General features: G+C 63.6%; 12 protein-coding genes and 1 pseudogene. 5 read left to right on the forward strand and 8 right to left on the reverse strand.

All coding sequences use genetic code 11. The features are described 5' to 3' along the window. Positions 1 to 42 precede the first annotated feature (42 nt). Positions 43 to 1,152: a hypothetical protein gene (locus HPY44_17290; GenBank protein ID NSW57765.1), complete on the reverse strand. Its 1,110-nt coding sequence runs from the start codon at positions 1,150 to 1,152 to the stop codon at positions 43 to 45. A gap of 44 nt (positions 1,153 to 1,196) precedes the next feature. Next, positions 1,197 to 3,743 carry a hypothetical protein gene (locus tag HPY44_17295; protein ID NSW57766.1) on the reverse strand — a complete coding sequence of 849 codons (2,547 nt, stop codon included), beginning with the start codon at positions 3,741 to 3,743 and terminating at the stop codon, positions 1,197 to 1,199. A 164-nt stretch (positions 3,744 to 3,907) separates the two neighbouring features. Between HPY44_17295 and HPY44_17300 the strand changes: the two genes are divergently transcribed. Further along, the gene (locus HPY44_17300) at positions 3,908 to 5,260 is read left to right on the forward strand and encodes a sn-glycerol-1-phosphate dehydrogenase (GenBank protein NSW57767.1); all 1,353 of its coding nucleotides are present in this window, start codon (positions 3,908 to 3,910) and stop codon (positions 5,258 to 5,260) included. Positions 5,261 to 5,267: 7 nt separating this feature from the next. Here the strand turns inward: HPY44_17300 and HPY44_17305 are convergent, their stop codons facing one another. The 3 genes and pseudogenes from HPY44_17305 to HPY44_17315 form a co-directional block, all read right to left on the reverse strand. Beyond that, positions 5,268 to 6,146 carry an amidohydrolase family protein gene (locus tag HPY44_17305; protein NSW57768.1) on the reverse strand — a complete coding sequence of 293 codons (879 nt, stop codon included), beginning with the start codon at positions 6,144 to 6,146 and terminating at the stop codon, positions 5,268 to 5,270. Positions 6,147 to 6,766: 620 nt separating this feature from the next. Then, a pseudogene (locus HPY44_17310) lies at positions 6,767 to 6,952 on the reverse strand (prepilin-type N-terminal cleavage/methylation domain-containing protein). A gap of 138 nt (positions 6,953 to 7,090) precedes the next feature. Beyond that, positions 7,091 to 7,960, reverse strand: a complete 870-nt coding sequence (locus HPY44_17315) for an AAC(3) family N-acetyltransferase (GenBank protein ID NSW57769.1) — start codon at positions 7,958 to 7,960, stop codon at positions 7,091 to 7,093. A 230-nt stretch (positions 7,961 to 8,190) separates the two neighbouring features. Between HPY44_17315 and HPY44_17320 the strand changes: the two genes are divergently transcribed. Together HPY44_17320 and HPY44_17325 are read left to right on the forward strand one after the other, a co-directional pair. Next, the gene (locus HPY44_17320; protein ID NSW57770.1) at positions 8,191 to 8,958 is read left to right on the forward strand and encodes a sugar phosphate isomerase/epimerase; all 768 of its coding nucleotides are present in this window, start codon (positions 8,191 to 8,193) and stop codon (positions 8,956 to 8,958) included. Between the two features lie 483 nt (positions 8,959 to 9,441). After that, a complete protein-coding gene (locus HPY44_17325) occupies positions 9,442 to 10,752 on the forward strand; it encodes a beta-galactosidase (GenBank protein NSW57771.1) in 1,311 nt (436 codons plus the stop codon). A gap of 7 nt (positions 10,753 to 10,759) precedes the next feature. Here the strand turns inward: HPY44_17325 and HPY44_17330 are convergent, their stop codons facing one another. Next, on the reverse strand, positions 10,760 to 12,070 hold the full coding sequence (locus tag HPY44_17330) for an ATP-binding protein (GenBank protein NSW57772.1): 1,311 nt from the start codon (positions 12,068 to 12,070) through the stop codon (positions 10,760 to 10,762). Between the two features lie 69 nt (positions 12,071 to 12,139). Between HPY44_17330 and HPY44_17335 the strand changes: the two genes are divergently transcribed. Beyond that, a complete protein-coding gene (locus tag HPY44_17335) occupies positions 12,140 to 12,829 on the forward strand; it encodes a hypothetical protein (GenBank protein NSW57773.1) in 690 nt (229 codons plus the stop codon). Here the strand turns inward: HPY44_17335 and HPY44_17340 are convergent. Both HPY44_17340 and HPY44_17345 read right to left on the reverse strand, forming a co-directional pair. Next, entirely contained in the window at positions 12,804 to 13,862 is a 1,059-nt protein-coding gene (locus tag HPY44_17340; protein NSW57774.1) for a hypothetical protein, read from the reverse strand. The genes HPY44_17335 and HPY44_17340 overlap by 26 nt on opposite strands. Positions 13,863 to 13,920: 58 nt before the next feature. Then, complete coding sequence (locus HPY44_17345; protein NSW57775.1) at positions 13,921 to 15,924, reverse strand: hypothetical protein; 2,004 nt, start codon at positions 15,922 to 15,924, stop codon at positions 13,921 to 13,923. A gap of 480 nt (positions 15,925 to 16,404) precedes the next feature. On the opposite strand from HPY44_17345, the gene HPY44_17350 reads away from it, so the two are divergent. Further along, complete coding sequence (locus tag HPY44_17350; protein ID NSW57776.1) at positions 16,405 to 16,776, forward strand: hypothetical protein; 372 nt, start codon at positions 16,405 to 16,407, stop codon at positions 16,774 to 16,776. Positions 16,777 to 16,938: the final 162 nt, after the last annotated feature.

Genomic DNA, 16,938 nt, shown 5'->3' on the forward strand with positions numbered 1-16,938 from the left:
ACGTTATCGCGGGCCGCTACCGGGTCTGCGCCGGCGAAGACACTACCGGATCCTGCGCGCACACTGGAACATGGTGTCCACGGCCTCCGAGCTCACATTACTCGGGAGCGGGCTGCCGGTGCACAGGACGAAAGGCGCATTCTCTCCCGAGGACGCAAGCTGCGCTTTCACCGCCCGCGCAATCTCGTCCGGGTCGTTGCGCAGGAGCAGCAGTTCCGAGTCCAGGTTTCCGAAGAGGCAGCGTTTGTCGCCGAAGACGGCCCGGACCCGATCCACCGTCAGGTTGGCCCCCTTGCGCGGTTGCTCGAAAGCGAAGGCGTCCACCGGCAGGGCCGCCTCGCGGTCCAGTATGGGCAGGACATCGCCCTCATTCCACAGCACGATGCGCAGCCCGGCTTCGTGCGCGGCTTCGGTGATCGAGCGCTGGTATGGGAGGGCGAAGCGGTCGAACATCGCCGGTGAGATGATGTCACAGGATGCCCAGCCATCCGCGATAAAGGCGACCTCGGCGCCGGCGTCGCGCCACTCACGCATGAGCCGCCGATCGCTGGCGGCATAGCGCTCGCACGCGTACACGAACAGGTCCGGGTCGGTCAGCATCAACTCCATGGCGCGCTCGAAACCGAAGGCATAGCAGGCACGGATATACGCCGGCGAGTGATGGGGGAAGACCATGGCCTCGTCACCCACCTCGGCAATCAGCCTCGCGAGGTCTTCGAGATACGCTGCACCCCAGCTCTCATCGGCCGGGACCGCGCGGTCGATGTCCTCGCGGGTGCGCAGTTCACCCACGGGGTCACAGACGTGGCGGTCGGCCGCGTCGGTAACGGCAAGGCTCGTGCGGTCCATCCGGTACCGCGCGTTACCCCGGGCGATGTGCCATTCAGACGCCGTGGTCTCGACCAGCACTGGGACGTCATCGCCGCCGGGGCCGTTGTAGAATAGGGCGTCCGGCCTGTGGCGGCGCAACAGGGCAAGATGGGCCTCATGCCAAGTCTCGCGGTCCGCGAAAGCCAGTTCCCAGGGCTCCAGACCCGCCACCTGCCAGGTGTAATCGAAACCCCAGGTGAAGAGCGCCACCGGCACACGCTCGGTGGCCTGTCCGCTCAATGCGGCGCGTACGAGGCTGCGGCCTGAAGGCGTTTCGCGCATTGGGTCCCTCCATTTGGGCGCCGAGATTCGTGTCCCGCAATTCACTATCGGGCTGCGCTCAACCCGGCTCGGGCGGAGGGCAGCTTTCGCCGGAGTTCCGCCAGCGCCTGGGCATTGCTCAGTCCGTTGAAGTCCCACACAAGCAGAGAGAACTCGCTCGTGCCCGCCGGGTAACTGCCCGTCACTTTCACCACGTACGTCCCACCATCGTGATGCACCGCGGGCGCCGGCTGCCCGAAGAGCACTGCGCAGGGGCCTTCGGCCTTCTCCCGGGGCACGTCGTAGTTCCGGTCGCCCAGGAGTATCCAGTCAGCCCCTTGGGGCAGGTCCAGCGGCTTGCCGCTGTCAACTTCACCTGTCTCATAGACCGCGAATTTCGCCATGTCCGCCCAGTCGCCATTGCCGGCGCTCGGAATGGCAAACAGGTCCACCCTCGGCGCAATCTCCCCTGCGCCCTCAATCACTCCGCGAATGCTCAAGCCGCCCTCCAGCAGCCCGAACCGCAGCGTGACGGTGCCCTTCGCGGTCCTCCAGACGCCCTGCAACACCTGTCCACCGGCAGTATCCAGCGTCGTGAACGCAGGCGTGCAGGTGTCCAGCGACTGGCCATCCAGCACCACGTCGATGAACCCGGCGTCATACCAGTTGCGATAGCTGGGCCCGGTCATGCCCAGGCCGGAACCAAAATGCCACTGGCTCCGATGCACCGAGCCGTCAGGTTCCTGTGTCTGCGAATACCGCAGCGCGAACCTGCTCCAGAAGTCGCTGACGTAATACGTCCGCTCGCGGCGAGTCGCCTCACCCACCGCGTTCTCGCGTTCCGGGCCCATGGTCACCGCTGTCACGGGCGCACCGGCGGAGTCGACCAGGCCCCGCAGAGCGCGGGCGCTTTCAGACATGCGCCTGGCAGTGTCCTGGCGCATCCGACCATCAGCGACGCCTGGAGCCCGTGGGGCTGTGACTGTCGCCTCGAACTCTCGCGCGGCCGTGTCGGAGCGCACTGCCGCGTCGGAGAGTGCCTGGATCAGCCGGCCGCGGGCTTCCGATGTAATGACCTTCACCCGCGACGCGAGCAGGGGCACGCAAGACCGTACTGCGTCCCGCCAGGCCGAATACTGGGACGCCGCAGTCTGCCCGAAGATGGCTTCGAGCATGTTGCGTTCATAACGCTCCACGTCATAGTTCGCGGGATCCCAGCAGTAGCTTCCCCAGAGCGCGAAGTTCCAGTCGCCCCCGCCGCAGAGCCACGCACGATCGGTCAGCGTGGGCAACTCGCGCAATGCGGCGATGGAGTCCTCCCGGGGCACCACGCCCTTCTCAGGGTCCCATCGCTCGAGATACCAGCCCCACGGAAGCTGGCTGAATCCTCCCCACAGACCGGGCTGCCGGGCCATCTCAGGGACGAACTGATCCTGGTCGTACAGCCCGTTGTACCAGTACACGAAGTTCCGCAGCCCGGCTTCGCGCACTGCCTCGATCTCATCGCGGCGCAACTGGCAGAAGTACTGGGCCACATCAGCCATCTGCGGGGCCTCGCCCCAGACCCTGAAGTACCCGGGACCATCCAGGCCGCCGTAGTATGTCTGCCAGCCCTGGAAGTATGGCGTGGGACAGACCATGAGCCGGGTGACGCCGCGCTGCCGGGCCACGTCCAACATCGGCTCAAGCAGGGCAAGCTGCACCGCCGCCAGGGAACCGAACTTCTCACGGCAGCCGGCGCATCGCTCGGTGTGGGTTGCAGCGTCGCGGGTAATATCATCGAACAGGAAGATCAGGCCGTCGCACCCGCGATCCAGCAGTTCCGTGGAGTACCGGCGGATACGCGCCAGGTCCTCGGGATTTGATGGACACAGTTGACGTTTGAGCAGCAGTTCCGTGCGCCAGTTGGAGATGAGCCCGTACAGGGTGATCCCTCGCCGCGCACACTCCTCATGTACAGCGCTGACCTCGGGCGGCACCGTGTCCTGCCCCTGGTCGCCGTAGATCTCGTAGTAGGCGGCGTTGATCCGCCAGCGCGCGAACCAGTCAAGCGTGCGAAGCGCCCCCGGGCTAGTATTCCGCGGGCAACCGGTGTGAGCGCGCTCGGTGAGGGTCGGCCAGTCGCTGATGGCGACGCGAGGCAGCACTTGCTTGCCGCCCTCTTCGCGGACGAGCTGCTGGATCGCATAGGCCGCATACACCGCCCCTGCCGGCGAGGCTGTGAGTGTTGCTGTATCGCCGCGCGAGATCCCGACATCCAGCACGAAGGCTTCCGCTGCTCTTTCATCGGGCGGCGCAGCCAGCCCAAGCGCATCCGCTGCGTCCTTCAGCCCAGCCGCATCGGTGATCACCACGCGCAGGGGAGTGCTGCCCGTCTCGCCGGTCGTCGTCTCGCCCAGCGACTTCCCCAGCACCTCCACGGCGTAGTTCACCATGGCCTCATCCTGCGCGACCTCGGCGCGGGAGATTCCTGACACGCGAACCATTCCGGCTCCCACGCGCAGCTGCTTGGGCGGCGGCATGAGAGTCGAAACTTCAGCCGCCGGCAGCAATGCCGGCAAGGCAATCGCGGCAGCAGACCACCCGATGACAAATGCATGAAGCGGGCGCATGGCGACAGCCTCCAGTTGGCAGATGGGCCATCAATGGATCAGACATTCATTCGCCTTCGCACATGTCCTCGCCTGCCGGTGCTGCTGGGGAGGATGCGCCCGTCCTCCGGAGAAATCGAAAGCCCTTATGTACGGGCTGACCGCCACACGGACAGGTGACGACGATGACAACCGATCTGAACTCACTTCTGGGGAGAAGCTTCGCATGCGCTTGCGGGCAGACCCACTCCGTTCCCACGCGCGAAGTGGATATGGGAAGAGGAGCGCTGGATCGGCTGCGCAGCCTGGCGGAGAGACACCTGCCCGATGCCGGCGGCGTGTTGATCGCGGACCGGAACACCTGGGATGTCTGCGGACGCCGTGCCCACGGGCTCCTCGCGGGCATCGCTGACCGGCACATCATACTGGCCCCCTTCGATGGCGAGGGCAAGGTGCATGCCGATGACGTTACCCTCGCCGGGCTTTGCGCTGCGCTGCCCGGAGATGCCGCCTTTCTGGTCTGCATCGGCAGCGGCACCTTGAATGACCTGACCAAGCTGGCCGCAAGCGCCGCGGGGATCCCATCGCTCTGCGTGGCAACTGCGCCTTCGATGAACGGCTATCCCTCGGCGATTGCCGCCATCACCGTCCGGGGCGTCAAGTCCACCCAACCCTGTCAGCCGCCGGTAGCGATCTGCTGCGACACCGACGTCTTTTCAGCCGCGCCACGGGAGATGATCCAGGCCGGGTTCGGGGACCTGTTGTCGAAGAACACAAGTTCCGCGGACTGGCTCATGGCCCATCTGCTCACCGGGGAGCACTACTGCGAGCGCTGCGTGCAACTTGTGACTGATGCCGAGTGCGCCTGCAGAGCACAGGCCGCGAGCATAGGCGCCGGGGAGCCGAAGGCCATCGAGCTGCTCATGGACGGGCTGATCCGCTCGGGGGTGTCAATGGCGATGGCCGGGTCATCCAGCCCGGCTTCCGGCGGGGAGCATCTTCTGTCGCATTACTGGGACATGACCGCAGCGGCGCGGGGACGCAAGCCCGACCTCCACGGCCGCCAAGTCGCTATCGGAACGCTTCTTGCGGCAAGGCTCTACGAACTGTTGCGCCGGCGTACTATGGCCCAACAGGGCCGGCGGCAGCGAGCTGTGCAGATAAACGAAGACGAGCTACGCCGGCATTTCGAGCCCTTGGTCGGGGAGCAGACAGCGGACGAAATCGCTTCACTTTCCGCCCGGAAAGCAGCAGCAGGTGGCGGCGCGGGCGACCGAATCGCGCGGCTCGACGCGGATGCGCCGGCATTCTGGCAGAGCCTTGAGCCGCTGCTGATCCCGGCAAGCCAACTCAAGGCCTCGCTTGCGGCCGCCGGAGTGCCCACCAGCCCGGGAGCACTCGGGCTGACCGGGGCGGAGGTGCGGTCTGCCCTCCTCTACGCGCGGTGCATCCGTGACCGCTACACCGTGCTGGACCTCGCCGCTGACCTCGGGCTCTTGGAGGAACTCGTGCCCGAGGTCATGGCCGTTCTCGACTGACGCGCCGCTATGCTCCCTGAAGCCCCAGCAGGCGCACCGCATTGCGCGACTCGATCTTCTCCAGGGCCTCCTCCGGAAGCTTCCGGTTCTCGCGCAAGTCACGCATCAGCCCTACCGTGAGCCAGATACGATCCACATCACTGCGCAGGCAGGAATCCGTACCGAACATCAGTTTGTCCTGGAACTCGTCGAGGAACTCGATCCCGAAAGCCGGGTCTCGCGTCAATGCATTGTGACCGCTCCCCGCCGAGATGTCCGCCCACATGTTCTCGTACTGCCGCATGAGTCTCGGCACAGCACCATTGGGCGCGATAGGGCCCGTGGGGTACCCAGCGCGGCTGTCATGGGGCACTTCCCCCGAGATCTCCGCCCAGAAGGTGGGCCCGTGGCCGATGAACACGGTGTCGGGGCACAGTTGCAGGGCTCGTTCGAGCCGGGGCAGTCCGAACTGATCGCGCAGACCGTAGCTTTGCGGACAGTCCATCATGTCGAAGAGCACCGGCAGCCCGAACCGTCCCGCCTGCTGGTACAGGTTGATACAACGCGGGTCGTCGAAATCCATCTTGGGAAGAAACTCGCCGATGCCTTTGCAGCCCCGTGCCGTGTACTCCTCCAGCAGGTGCGTGAAATCCATGTCGGCCCGGTTGCCGTAGCGCGGGTCGATCAGGCAGAAGGGGATGAGCCGCCCGGGATACCGGGCGCAGGCTGCGATGACGTCCTCCGTGTCGCTTTCGAGATACGCCCCTTCGGGGTGTTCGCTCAGGGGCAGAATACAGGTCACATCAATGCCCCAGGCATCCATCTTCGCGATCAGGTTCGTGACATCAACGAACTCGCGGCGATCGGGCGAAATGCGCCCGATATGACCGTGAACATCAATGACCATGCTCTTGCTTCCTTGTCGGTGGCATTGCCCCGGGAACCCGGAAAGGTTTTGCCGGTCGCGCGGAGCCGGTCCGCCTCATGTCCGCAGAGGCCGGATCGGCAGAACGCGGCCCCCCTGCATCCAGGGGGGCCGCAGTGTGGCTCTCCAGGCGTGTCTCATCCTTAGGGATTGTTCTTGAAATACAGCTTCGCGTCGGTGCTGCTGATACCGTAGTGATAGTCGGATGCTGCCTTGAGGGTCATCCAGTTGGCCCACTTCGCGTGGCCGTCATACATGACCATGTTGTTGCCGCCGTTGTGCAGGAAGTCTTTCTCCGTGGGTGGAGTCGTCTGGCAGGTGGCCCAGCCCTTGCAGACCACGGGCACCAGACCTCGCGGGTACTCCACCGCCGGGTGAACGCCATCCCCGAGCATGGCAGTTTCGGCGGGCTTGGTGAACTGGGCCAGAGCGATGCCGGCCCCGACCGGCAGCGAGTAACTACGATACAGCGTGGAGCCCCAGTAGTCGAAAGCACCGTACGGGCTGCTGGGGCAGATGAAGATCTGCGTGTTCTTCACATACGGCATGACCTTCAGCTCCCAGTTGATCGATGTCGCCTGGTAGCCGCTGCCGGACACTGTCCTCTCGTCGTAGTCCTGGGCGTACATCAGACAACCCAGCCCCAGCTGTTTGACGTTGCTCAGACACGACGTCTGGCGGGCTTTCTCGCGGGCACGTGCGAAGACCGGGAACAGGATTGCTGCCAGGATGGCGATGATGGCGATCACCACCAGCAGCTCGATCAGGGTAAAGCCGCGTCTCGTCATGGTGCAACCTCCGTTCCTCAGGATACCCCAGCGGTCTGGGGCGGTTCTCATGTACGGCGCGTTCCACGCGCCGCCTCAATCTTCCATTCGCTGTCGCGACTGCCAACTCCTTGCACCGTGTCCGGCCACATCTTGTGATCACTTGTCAAGCGCTTCATACCACCATGCCAGGAAGCGCTCGGAGAACCAATCCTCTGGCCTGGCTTTGAGGGTTTCCAGTATCGTATCCACCATCGGCCGCGTCCGGATTGCGCGGATCGTGGCTGACCCGATCTTGCCGAAGCGCACCAGACCAAGCTCAGCCAGGTACTCCCCCATGGCCTGGAAACTAAATCCCGGCCACACGAAGTCCGCCGAGGGGTTCATGCCCGCCCGACTCTTCTCGTAGTATTCTACGACCGCGTCCCAGCGAGAGATGCGGTCCAGGAGCCCCTGTCGCCGCTCCTCCGGCGCCTGCTCCAACGCCCACTCCACCAGCAGGCATTGGCAGTAGTGCGCCTGGGTGTTCACCGTGAAATCCACGCCCAGAAAGCAGTAGTGAGCATCCCACTGGTACAGCCGCTCCCACGGGCTGGCTTCGGCGAAGGCCGCGTCACCGAACAGGCATGGTCGAAGCCCCCATTTGCCGTGGTCCGCCGTCAACTCCGCGGCCCGTGCGCCAATGGCCGACACGGAATGGGTGGGGTTATTGCTGCGAATGCTGTCGGGCCGCTGTCGGAAGGTCTCCGTGATGATCCCCGGGTACGAGGGCGAGTTCTCGTAGTCCCAGTCCCTGATATCCTGAGTCCCGTTCCACCATAGCGTCGGCACAGCCACCGTGCCCTCCGGGCCCACCGCCTGCAGGAATCCTTCGATCACGGTATTCGGCCCACCGACGACGTGTCCCATGCTGCTCAGCGAACTGTGGAACATAACGATATCGCCTTTGCCAACGCCCACACTGCTTACACCTCGCGCCACGTCATCGACGGTGACATGTACGTTCTTGTCGCCCTGTTCCGGCATCATTGCTCGGGTCGGTCCTTTCCGCATCGCAGGGATCGGGGGGAGAAAGGTCGCACTGCTTCTGGCGCAGCGGCGGGGACGCGGGCCATGTCTGCCCGCACGCTCACCACACTGTTTCGCCGCGGATGTCTCTGTCACCTTGCGAACCCGGACGCAACTGACGCAGGCGCAGGTCGAAACCCACTGCTGGGAGAAGAAGGGCAGCGCGAATCAGAACCCGGGAGGGTTGTCAAATGAAGCTCAGCCTGCTCACATACTTGCTCGGGAAAGACATGTCTCTGGAGGAGCTATTCGACGTAGTCCGCACCACGCGGATTGAGGGCCTGGAACTGCGCGCGGAGCTGGGTCACCAGCATGGTGTCGAACTGGAGCTTGACGCCAGCCGGCGCGCCGAGGTGAAGCGCCGGTTCGAAGACGCCCGTATCCCCTTTGTCTGCCTTGCGACGAGCTGCCTTTTCGAGGACCTGGACGAGAATGTGCGCAGAGAACACATCGACCGCGCGAAGAAGTACTGCGACCTGGCGGCCGATTGCGGCGCGCCGCGGATCCGGGTGTTCGGGAACGCATTCCCCGCGGGTGCGGATAAGATGCAAGTTGTCGAGAACGTGGGCGCGTCCCTGCGTGAGATTGCTGAGCACGCCGCCACCAGGAACGTGGACGTCTGCCTGGAGATGCACGGGGACTTCTACTGGTGGGAGTACACGCTCAAAGCGGTTGAGCTGGCCAATCACCCGCGCGTGGGCATCGTGCACAACTGCGACCCGCGCGAGATGCGGTTCGGCCCGATCTCGGCCTTCTACGAGCCGCTCAAGCAGCACATCCGCCACGTCCACATGCACAATCTCGAGGATCCGTACCCGTACAAGGCGCTGTTCGGAATGCTCAAGCGCGACGGCTATGGCGGCTTCATGTCCATCGAGGCCGACGAGTCATCGGACCCGCGCCGGGTCATCGCCATCTACGCAGCCCTCTGGCACGAAATGGTCGCGAGCAGCGGGTAGAGGCCCCGAGGCGCTCCCACGGAATGGGAGGTGGCGACCGCGGCCCGAGTTCCGAGGGCGCGGGCTTTTCACCAACGGCAATCGCTGGCTCATGCAGTAGCTTGCTGCCGAGGGCTATACCCGCCTCTTCTGCCGCAGCGAGTTCACAAACCCGGCTTCGGTCAGGTCGCGGCCCAGAGGAGGGTACTCCGTGATGGGCGAAGCAACAACCATCATTCGGAGCGGGAAGCGCAGCTATGCCCCCACTCGCCTCTTCTGGCCGCCGATTCCGGGCTCCGAGGTTCTGGCGAGCGGTAGCGCGAACTCACACGGCCCTCAGAACCAGGCATGCGCGTATCAACGCCACCTCCGGGACTGTCATGCTCATTCGGCGGTGAGAGCTCCCCGCAGCTAGGTCACGTCCCTTCAGGTCCCCTCGACCTGTATAATGGTCAAGCCGAGGAACCCGTATGGTCTACGGCTGATACCACGAACGGGGGATCGATGATGATCGCGATGCTCGGAGCCTGGATGGCGCTGACAAGTGTTCCGAACGCCGCCTGGGCCGAACCTCTGCGCCTCGAGGACGGCAGGCCGCTGGTCTGCGTCTATTACTTCGGGCACTGGTGGGAGCCCTGGAAGAGCGATGACGATGTGATCCGCCGCGACCTGATGGAAATCCGCGCCAGCGGCGTCTCCGTACTGGCATTGGACCACGAATGGTCGCAGGCCATCGACGGCGACTGGAAGTGGCTGGATCGCGAGCACCGGCTGGCGCGGGAGGCCGGGTTGCAAATCATCCCCTGGCTCAGCCTCAAGGTGTGGGCCGACCTGTCTCCCCAGCCGCGCCGTGAGCTAATCCGCGATTGGTACGGTGTGGACCTGAGACTGGGCACAAAGCAGGACGGATCGCCCGGCTCCGTGCAGATCTGGGACGCTGCCACTATTCAGGCGGGGGCCGCGTATGCAGCGCAGTACATTGAGCGCTACCGCGACCAGGCCCTTCTCCACCTGCGCTGGAACGGTGAGGTGCGCCCGGTCGTGGCTCTAAGCGTGGAGCTTGCCTGGGACGGAGGCGGATTCGACGATGCAACGAACATGCTCTTCATCCGCTGGCTGCGAGAGCGATACGCAAGCGTTGGGGACCTCAACAAGGCCTGGGGGACGGCTTACGCGAGCCTGTGGGATGTCGACCCGCAAGATGCAGCGATCTTCGACTACGCCAACCATGCCGCGGGCACGAGTGCGCATCCGGCGGCCGTGGAGGACCACATCGAGTTCCGCGCCGGCATGATCTCCGACGCCCTGGGCATGATGGCGTCCCGACTGCGCCGCACCCACCCGGATGTTCTCATCCTCGCCGAACTGCCTTACCAGTTCGCCAGCGACCACCCGCATGCCCAGAGCTACCGCATCGACTACGCCGCCAACCCGGCTTGCACCGAATCCGCGGACATTCTCTTTTTCCGCGCTACTGGCTTGCTGAATGGGAAGGAGGCCGACTTCCTGAAAGCCTGGACGGAACGCACCGGACAGCCAGCAATTCTGGGATATCGGACCTACAGCGATTGGGGAAACGATCGGGCGCCCGAGGAGACGGCGCGCATCGCGGACCTCTACGCGACCCAGGTGGCTCAGTTCGGCAACGGCTTCGCATTCTACAGCTGGAGCGAGATGGTCGACGTCCACCTTTCGCCATCGCTGGATGACCAGCAGGACAAGCGCTTCGCCATCAGCGCTGAACGATCCGCGCGCGCCAAGGCGCTCATGGCCGCAATGGTTCGCAGCTATCTCGAGAAGCTGCCCGAGCCGTGATGTCCCGCTACAGACGCACGAAATAGGAGTCGCAGGCCTGATCCAGATGCTCGGGCGTCATCGTGGGGGGCACCCCATGATACTTGCAGATATCTATGACCTGCTCGATCAGGTCACGCGGGTGGACACCCCTCATCTCCCGCCCTTCCCGCGTGTACCATTCCCCGACGAGGTGCTCAAAGGCGCTCTCGTTGAACTGCACATTCCTGGCCGCGCACACTCGCAGGAAAATCTCCCGGAACTCCTCCACGGTCGGTGACAGAATCTCCACCTTGTGCCGAATGCGCCGCAGGAAGGCCTCATCCACAAGGTCCCGCGGAGCGATGTTGGTCGAAAAGACGATCAACACCTCGAAGGGAATGTCGATCTTCTTCCCGGTGTGCAAGGACAGGTAGTCCTTGCGCTTCTCAAGGGGCACCATCCAGCGGTTCAGCAGGTCCACCGGCCGTACCTGCTGGCGGCCGAAGTCGTCGATCAGCATCATGCCGCCATTAGCTTTGAGCTGCAGCGGCGCCTCGTAGAACCCCACCACGGGGTCATAGATGAGGTCGAGGCTGGCCAGTGTCAGTTCCCCGCCCACGGATACGGCGGGGCGTTTGCAAGTGACCCAGCGTCTGTCTGTCCGCGGCACGAGACGCTCCGGTGTGAACGGTTCGGGGCTGTTGGCATTCTCTATGGGTTCGTGATACTGGGCATCGAAGACTTTGATGATGTGGCCGTCGACGTCGATTGCGTGAGGGACGTGGATGGCGCCGCCCAACAGTTGAGCGATGCCTTCTGCGATGGTCGTCTTTCCACCGCCAGGCTCGCCGTAGATGAAGATTGAGCGGCCCGAGTTTATCGCCGGCCCGAGGAGGTCCAGCACTTTCCGGGGCAGAACTAGATGGCTGAAGGCTTCCAGCACCTGATCATGCCGCACGGTCACTTCGGACACGCTCTGACGAACCGCAAACTCTGTGTACCGATCCAGGGGGACGGGGGCAGGGCCCACGTATTGGGACCGCACCATGGCCTCCCGCGCCCGAGCAGCGCCGCGCTCAGTCACGTGATACTCAAGGGACTGTTCGCCGAAGCTCCCGCCGCCGCTGATCGACAGGAAGGTCTCGTGCTTGAGGAAGGCAAGGATCTGGTCAAGAACGTTGATAAAGGGGAGACACAGTTCGTCAGCGATCCGCTGGGCGCTCAGTTCGCCGCCGAGATAGACCAGTTTGAGCACCAGGTCGGATAGGAACCCGCGATTCAGCCCTGTGTCCTCGATGGACTGCGGCACGGGAGGTACAGACGGTCTGTAAGTCAACTCCTCTGCCACGGCATTCACACTCCGTTCCTGCCCTTTCGGGCGACGAACTCAGGCTTTCAACTGCGATTATTGTCCGAGGCACGGTGCATGCAGCACACCCGGCACCGCAACCCATTCGAACCGATCAGCCCCGCACAACTCGCCCCAGTTTACCACTGGCACCCCTTTGCGCGGGCATTTGTTGTGGGCGGACTGGATGCACTCCAGGTCATAGGCCCGCCTGGTACGGGCAAGACGACGCTCCTGTTCCAGGTGCGCCACCGGTTGGCCCTTGACGGAATCGACGCACCGTATACGTGCGTACCCCTGGGAGGTCCTGCCCAAGCCTGCGAGGTGCCGGTGGGCCCGGTTACGCTGATGGACGAGACTGACCGCCTCGCCCGGGCAGACCTCGCCACTCTTCTCGCCCGGGTCAGGGAAAGCGGTGGCCGAGTTCTGCTGGCCACCCATCGCCTGCACACTGCAGCGCTGCGACGCGCCGGCTTCGCACCCCGAACCATCCGCCTGCATCCTCTGCAGGACCCCGTCGCGGCGGCGGAGCTATTGCTGTCACGCTTCGCAACACTGGAACACGCTGCGCGCGATGCATGGGCATTTGCACCGGGCGCCGACCGCGTACTTCTCGCCTGTAGTCGGGGGATCCCCGAACGCGTTCTGCAGATCGGCTACGAGCTGTTTGAAGAGCATGGCGCGCCGTGCATCATCACCCCGGCACTGATCCGTACCGCAACCCGGCGAATTGCCCGTGCGGTTACATTAGCCGCGGCGTCACGATGAAGGGCAGTTCCAGCACTTTGTCTCGCCAGACCGGAATGTCCACCCGCACCCGCACCATCCAGTCCATCTTCACATAGCGCCCCTGGAAACTCACCGGTCCGCTCGCAGGGACCTTCACTTCGAGCGTCCGATTGATCACCATTCCAGCGTTGAAGTCCCCTTCGAGGATCGGGTGCCAGTCCAGCACCGTGACCTTCTCCTCCGAGCCAGAACCGTGAATCTTGCAGCCTGCCCAGCACAGCACATTGCGGCAGTGGATGTTGCTGTCGGTCTCCACGCTAAGCTCGAGGCGAAGCGTATCCCCGGCCGCCACCACGTATAGCCCGTCTTTCGTAACAGCTTCGCGCGCAGTGATGCGGCCACTCACGGGGCCCTGCCTGTCGCGCACGGGCGGCGTTTTGACTTGAGCCAGCCATTCCACCGGAATGACGCTGTCCGGCCCTGTGCCGCGATCGGCGCCCCTCTCCAACTCAGGCGGGAGATGCAGCGCTCGCACCTGCCGAATATCGGGGATCAATCCCCGCGCTGGTACCCTCACCACAAGCTCCCACTCGATGAAGTTGTTCTGTCCGCTGAAACTGGGAATGCCGTTGGCCGGCAGCTTAGCATCCACCGCGAACTCCGCGACCTCACCCGGGGATAGCCGCCGGGCTTCCCCGAGCACAAACTCCTGCTCTACCAGATCGTTGTGGTAGTGAGTGTCAGAGGTGCCGCCGCGGTTGATTGCATGCTCGCGGCAGATCAGTTGGGCAGTGGGTGTGCCGGTGTTGAAAGACTTCTTGCACTGGACTGCAGGACGCCAGCGCAGTGCTGAGCCAAGTCTAGTTGATCCAGTCAGCTCAGGTAGGATAACCTCGTAGGTGCCGCGCGCGATCTGGCTGCGGATCACTACCACCATGATGATCGTCGCGATCACCGCGGCGATCACGCCAAACACAACCCGCATGACGCCATCGTTCGCCATTGCGAAGCCCAGCCCGCCGAGCACGATAAGAAGCCCGATCCCGATGAAGCAACCGATGATCTTGCTCATTGGCCCACTTTCACGCTGCATGCCAACACCCCCGGATGTGTTCGACTGCCGCCCGACCTTACCCGCCCAGATTGAGGTAGTACCTCTTTGAGATTGACGGGTCGATAAAGTAGTTGATGACGATGCGCCACAGAAACCCGCCAATGAGCATATGCCCCAGGGTCAGCCCGAGGAACAGGGGCACGAAGCGGCGATACGTCCGGTAACCGCCGTACCGCAGAAGCAGCCGCTGGCAAGTCCACGCAAATAAGAACGGGAACCAGTAGGGCGTGTGGTCGCCATACAGTGTGGCCAGCAGGAACCCCAGCGGGTGGAAGGGGAAGTTGGTCAGCCGGATACGCGCCATCGTGAGCAGCCAGGTGAACACGAAACCGCCGCCGTAGAAACCCATGCGCAGGAAATCCGGGCCCTGCGGGTTGTCCAGCCCGGTCCGCACCACGTTATACTGACCCCGCGACCAGTTGAAGCCCCAGCCCAGGCTCTGCTCCCCGGACCGGCTCCCGATCAGCACTTGCCCCTGCGAATACCCCACATCCAAGTGGTACCAGAACGTGATGCCTAGTGCCACCGCACAGGTCAGCAGCATGATCGCCACCAGGTGTGTGCGCTTCGCGTGAGCATACCCGGCAAGCTGGAAGCCATCCACAAAATACTGGCCGATCTGATGAGGGTATGCAGCCCGACCGGGCCAGAACATGGCTCCGAACAGCGCCATACTCCTGGCGCCACCGTGCTGCTTGATATACCGCGACCCTATCAACTGATAGGGCATCTGCTGGTCATATCCGTAAGGATGGCACCACACCACTGGTGGCCCGGCTTCCGCGCGCACGCGCGCTGCAACAAGCGTGAACATCAGCGTGCTCAAGACCACGCTCAGCGGCAGAAGCGTGGGCAGTCCGGCCTGCACCCAGAAGGTGACCATCCCCGCCGTCCCCAAGACCAGACCGATTGCCAGCCAACGGTAGCGCAAGGGCTCGTTCGTGTCCTCGTTTCCACTCACGATCTGCCGCCAGACCCAGGTGAAATGCGGTCGCGCGAGAATGATCAGGAATAAAGCCAGAGCGACGTATCCGCCGGAACTGACTTCCTGGAAGAAAGGAAAGCCCCCGGCCCGCATGCCGGCGCTGAGCCCGATCACCTTCACCATCTTCAACATGAAGTAGAACAGCCACCCTGACAACAGGACCTCACCCGAAACCAGGTACGCCAGCCCCCACACTTCTAACCCGAAACTGATGCTCAGCGGCCGTAAGAACCGCAGCCAGCCGTCGGTGAAATTCTTGTCCAGCGGCACGTGCCACTGGAAACCGGGGATCGCCGGGAAATACGCGTGCAGGATATTCAGCCCGTTGAATCCCGCGGCGAGGGAGAAGCCCACCCACATGTAGGGATTGCGGAAGAACCCGCTGGTGATGCCCTCGGTGTGCTTGCCGCCGGTCATCTCCACAGGGATGAATAGCAGCGGATAGGTCAGGCGCTCACGCTCCGACCACTGCCTGCGAAACAGTCCCACCAGACACATGACCGTGAACACCATCACCATCTGGAAGCTGAACCAGGCGATGAGCGGTGTCTTCCACTCACCCCACGGGATGTTGCCCGACGCCGAGCCCTCCATCCAGCGCTGGATCGTCAACTCGTCCTTGGGCACGAACCAGTCAGGGTAGGCTTCGAACAGCTCGCCCCATTTGTTCGCATCGGTGGCGAAGTACTTGCCGCTGGTGAGGTAGTGGATGATATATCCGCCGCGCTCCATGGGCAGCGAGATCGACAGCGCGGCATAGATCAGGAAGACCTCGGCGCGGGACAATGGACGCAGGCACGAGGGCAGGCCCCGGACGCGTGAGAGAAGGAGGTTTGCTCCCTGAAGGATCAGCAGGATGAAGAAGGGCTGGACCGGGGGGGACGTATAAGGGACCCAATTGATCCGCACGAACCCTGGCTTCGTGGTGAGCAGATAGATTGCGAAGGTGAAGCCTACCGCAAGGACAACTGCGCGAAGAGTGAGGCCGGCCAAGGATTCCGGTTGCTGGGAGTGGTCGTCGTGCGTCCGAATCATGGAGTCCCGCCGACAGTGGCCGCATCCAGGGACCGCCACGGAGGTGATGAACGAGACTGGGCCAGTATACACTACCAACGAGCATGCTTTCCATAGCCGCAACGCCTGGTCCTTACCCACTACAATGATGGGGAATTGGTACGGGTTTGAGTAGTCCGCGCGTGAGTTTGGCGAGCCACGGGTCGTGGTGGCGGACCAGTTGCAGGCCCAACCAGAAGACACTCTAGCCCGCCCCATGCACCAACTTGGAGGAGGCGAAGCGGCAGGGACCCCGGAATAGCCTGGTAGCGAACCATAAAGCCGTTCCCGGAGGTTCCTGCCGTGAATGCACAGTGCCCCATGCAGACCGCAGGCTCCTTCCGCGGAGTCCGCACCGAAGTCTAGTGCCGGGGCGTGAGTCTTGGGAAGACCGCCGGGAGCTACCCTTTGTTCGGAGAACGGCAGGTTACCACCCAAACCAATCTCCGAGGGGGGAGCTCCGTGAGCACAGTCTCGATAGCGCCGTTGAATGTCAACGCGTACGAGCAGTTGAAGCGCTTCGTTGAAGACTGGCAGGCTGTGGAGCCGGAAGCCGTCGCCAGCCTGCGTACGGATTTCGCCGCGTCCATCGCATATCTCAGACCGCTCAGCTTGAAGCATACACAGCGCGATCGCACGACCAACGCGATGGAAGGCGGGGGGATGAGACCCTTGCGCCGCACCCTGGACCGCGCCACGGCGTACCACAGCGACACAGGCGCCAACGTGGGGATGTTCCTGGCGATCGCAAGGCTCAACGCCAAGCAACGCGGCAAGGCCTGGGTACACGAGACCGACGATCTTATAACCATGCTATACAATGCCGGACCTTAGATTTCCGTACAGGCCCCTTCGCAAGTCCACATCTTGTCACACAAGGCCTTCTGGACATGCGGATTCCTTCGCACATGTCGATCGCCCACGTACGACCCGCCTTCGGGGGGCCTGCCCGGGTGGCACCGTGACCTAGGCTGGAGGGAGATCTCGGGCCGGCGC

Source organism: Armatimonadota bacterium (assembly GCA_013314775.1).
Classification (GTDB): Bacteria; Armatimonadota; Zipacnadia; order Zipacnadales; family JABUFB01; genus JABUFB01.

What these genes read in the sequence shown, in the direction of transcription:
- HPY44_17290 (NSW57765.1), bottom strand. Translation starts at nt 1,152, where the DNA reads ATGCGCGAAACGCCTTCAGGCCGCAGCCTCGTACGCGCCGCATTGAGC.
- HPY44_17295 (NSW57766.1), bottom strand. Translation starts at nt 3,743, where the DNA reads ATGCGCCCGCTTCATGCATTTGTCATCGGGTGGTCTGCTGCCGCGATT.
- HPY44_17300 (NSW57767.1), top strand. Translation starts at nt 3,908, where the DNA reads ATGACAACCGATCTGAACTCACTTCTGGGGAGAAGCTTCGCATGCGCT.
- HPY44_17305 (NSW57768.1), bottom strand. Translation starts at nt 6,146, where the DNA reads ATGGTCATTGATGTTCACGGTCATATCGGGCGCATTTCGCCCGATCGC.
- HPY44_17315 (NSW57769.1), bottom strand. Translation starts at nt 7,960, where the DNA reads ATGATGCCGGAACAGGGCGACAAGAACGTACATGTCACCGTCGATGAC.
- HPY44_17320 (NSW57770.1), top strand. Translation starts at nt 8,191, where the DNA reads ATGAAGCTCAGCCTGCTCACATACTTGCTCGGGAAAGACATGTCTCTG.
- HPY44_17325 (NSW57771.1), top strand. Translation starts at nt 9,442, where the DNA reads ATGATGATCGCGATGCTCGGAGCCTGGATGGCGCTGACAAGTGTTCCG.
- HPY44_17335 (NSW57773.1), top strand. Translation starts at nt 12,140, where the DNA reads ATGCAGCACACCCGGCACCGCAACCCATTCGAACCGATCAGCCCCGCA.
- HPY44_17340 (NSW57774.1), bottom strand. Translation starts at nt 13,862, where the DNA reads ATGAGCAAGATCATCGGTTGCTTCATCGGGATCGGGCTTCTTATCGTG.
- HPY44_17345 (NSW57775.1), bottom strand. Translation starts at nt 15,924, where the DNA reads ATGATTCGGACGCACGACGACCACTCCCAGCAACCGGAATCCTTGGCC.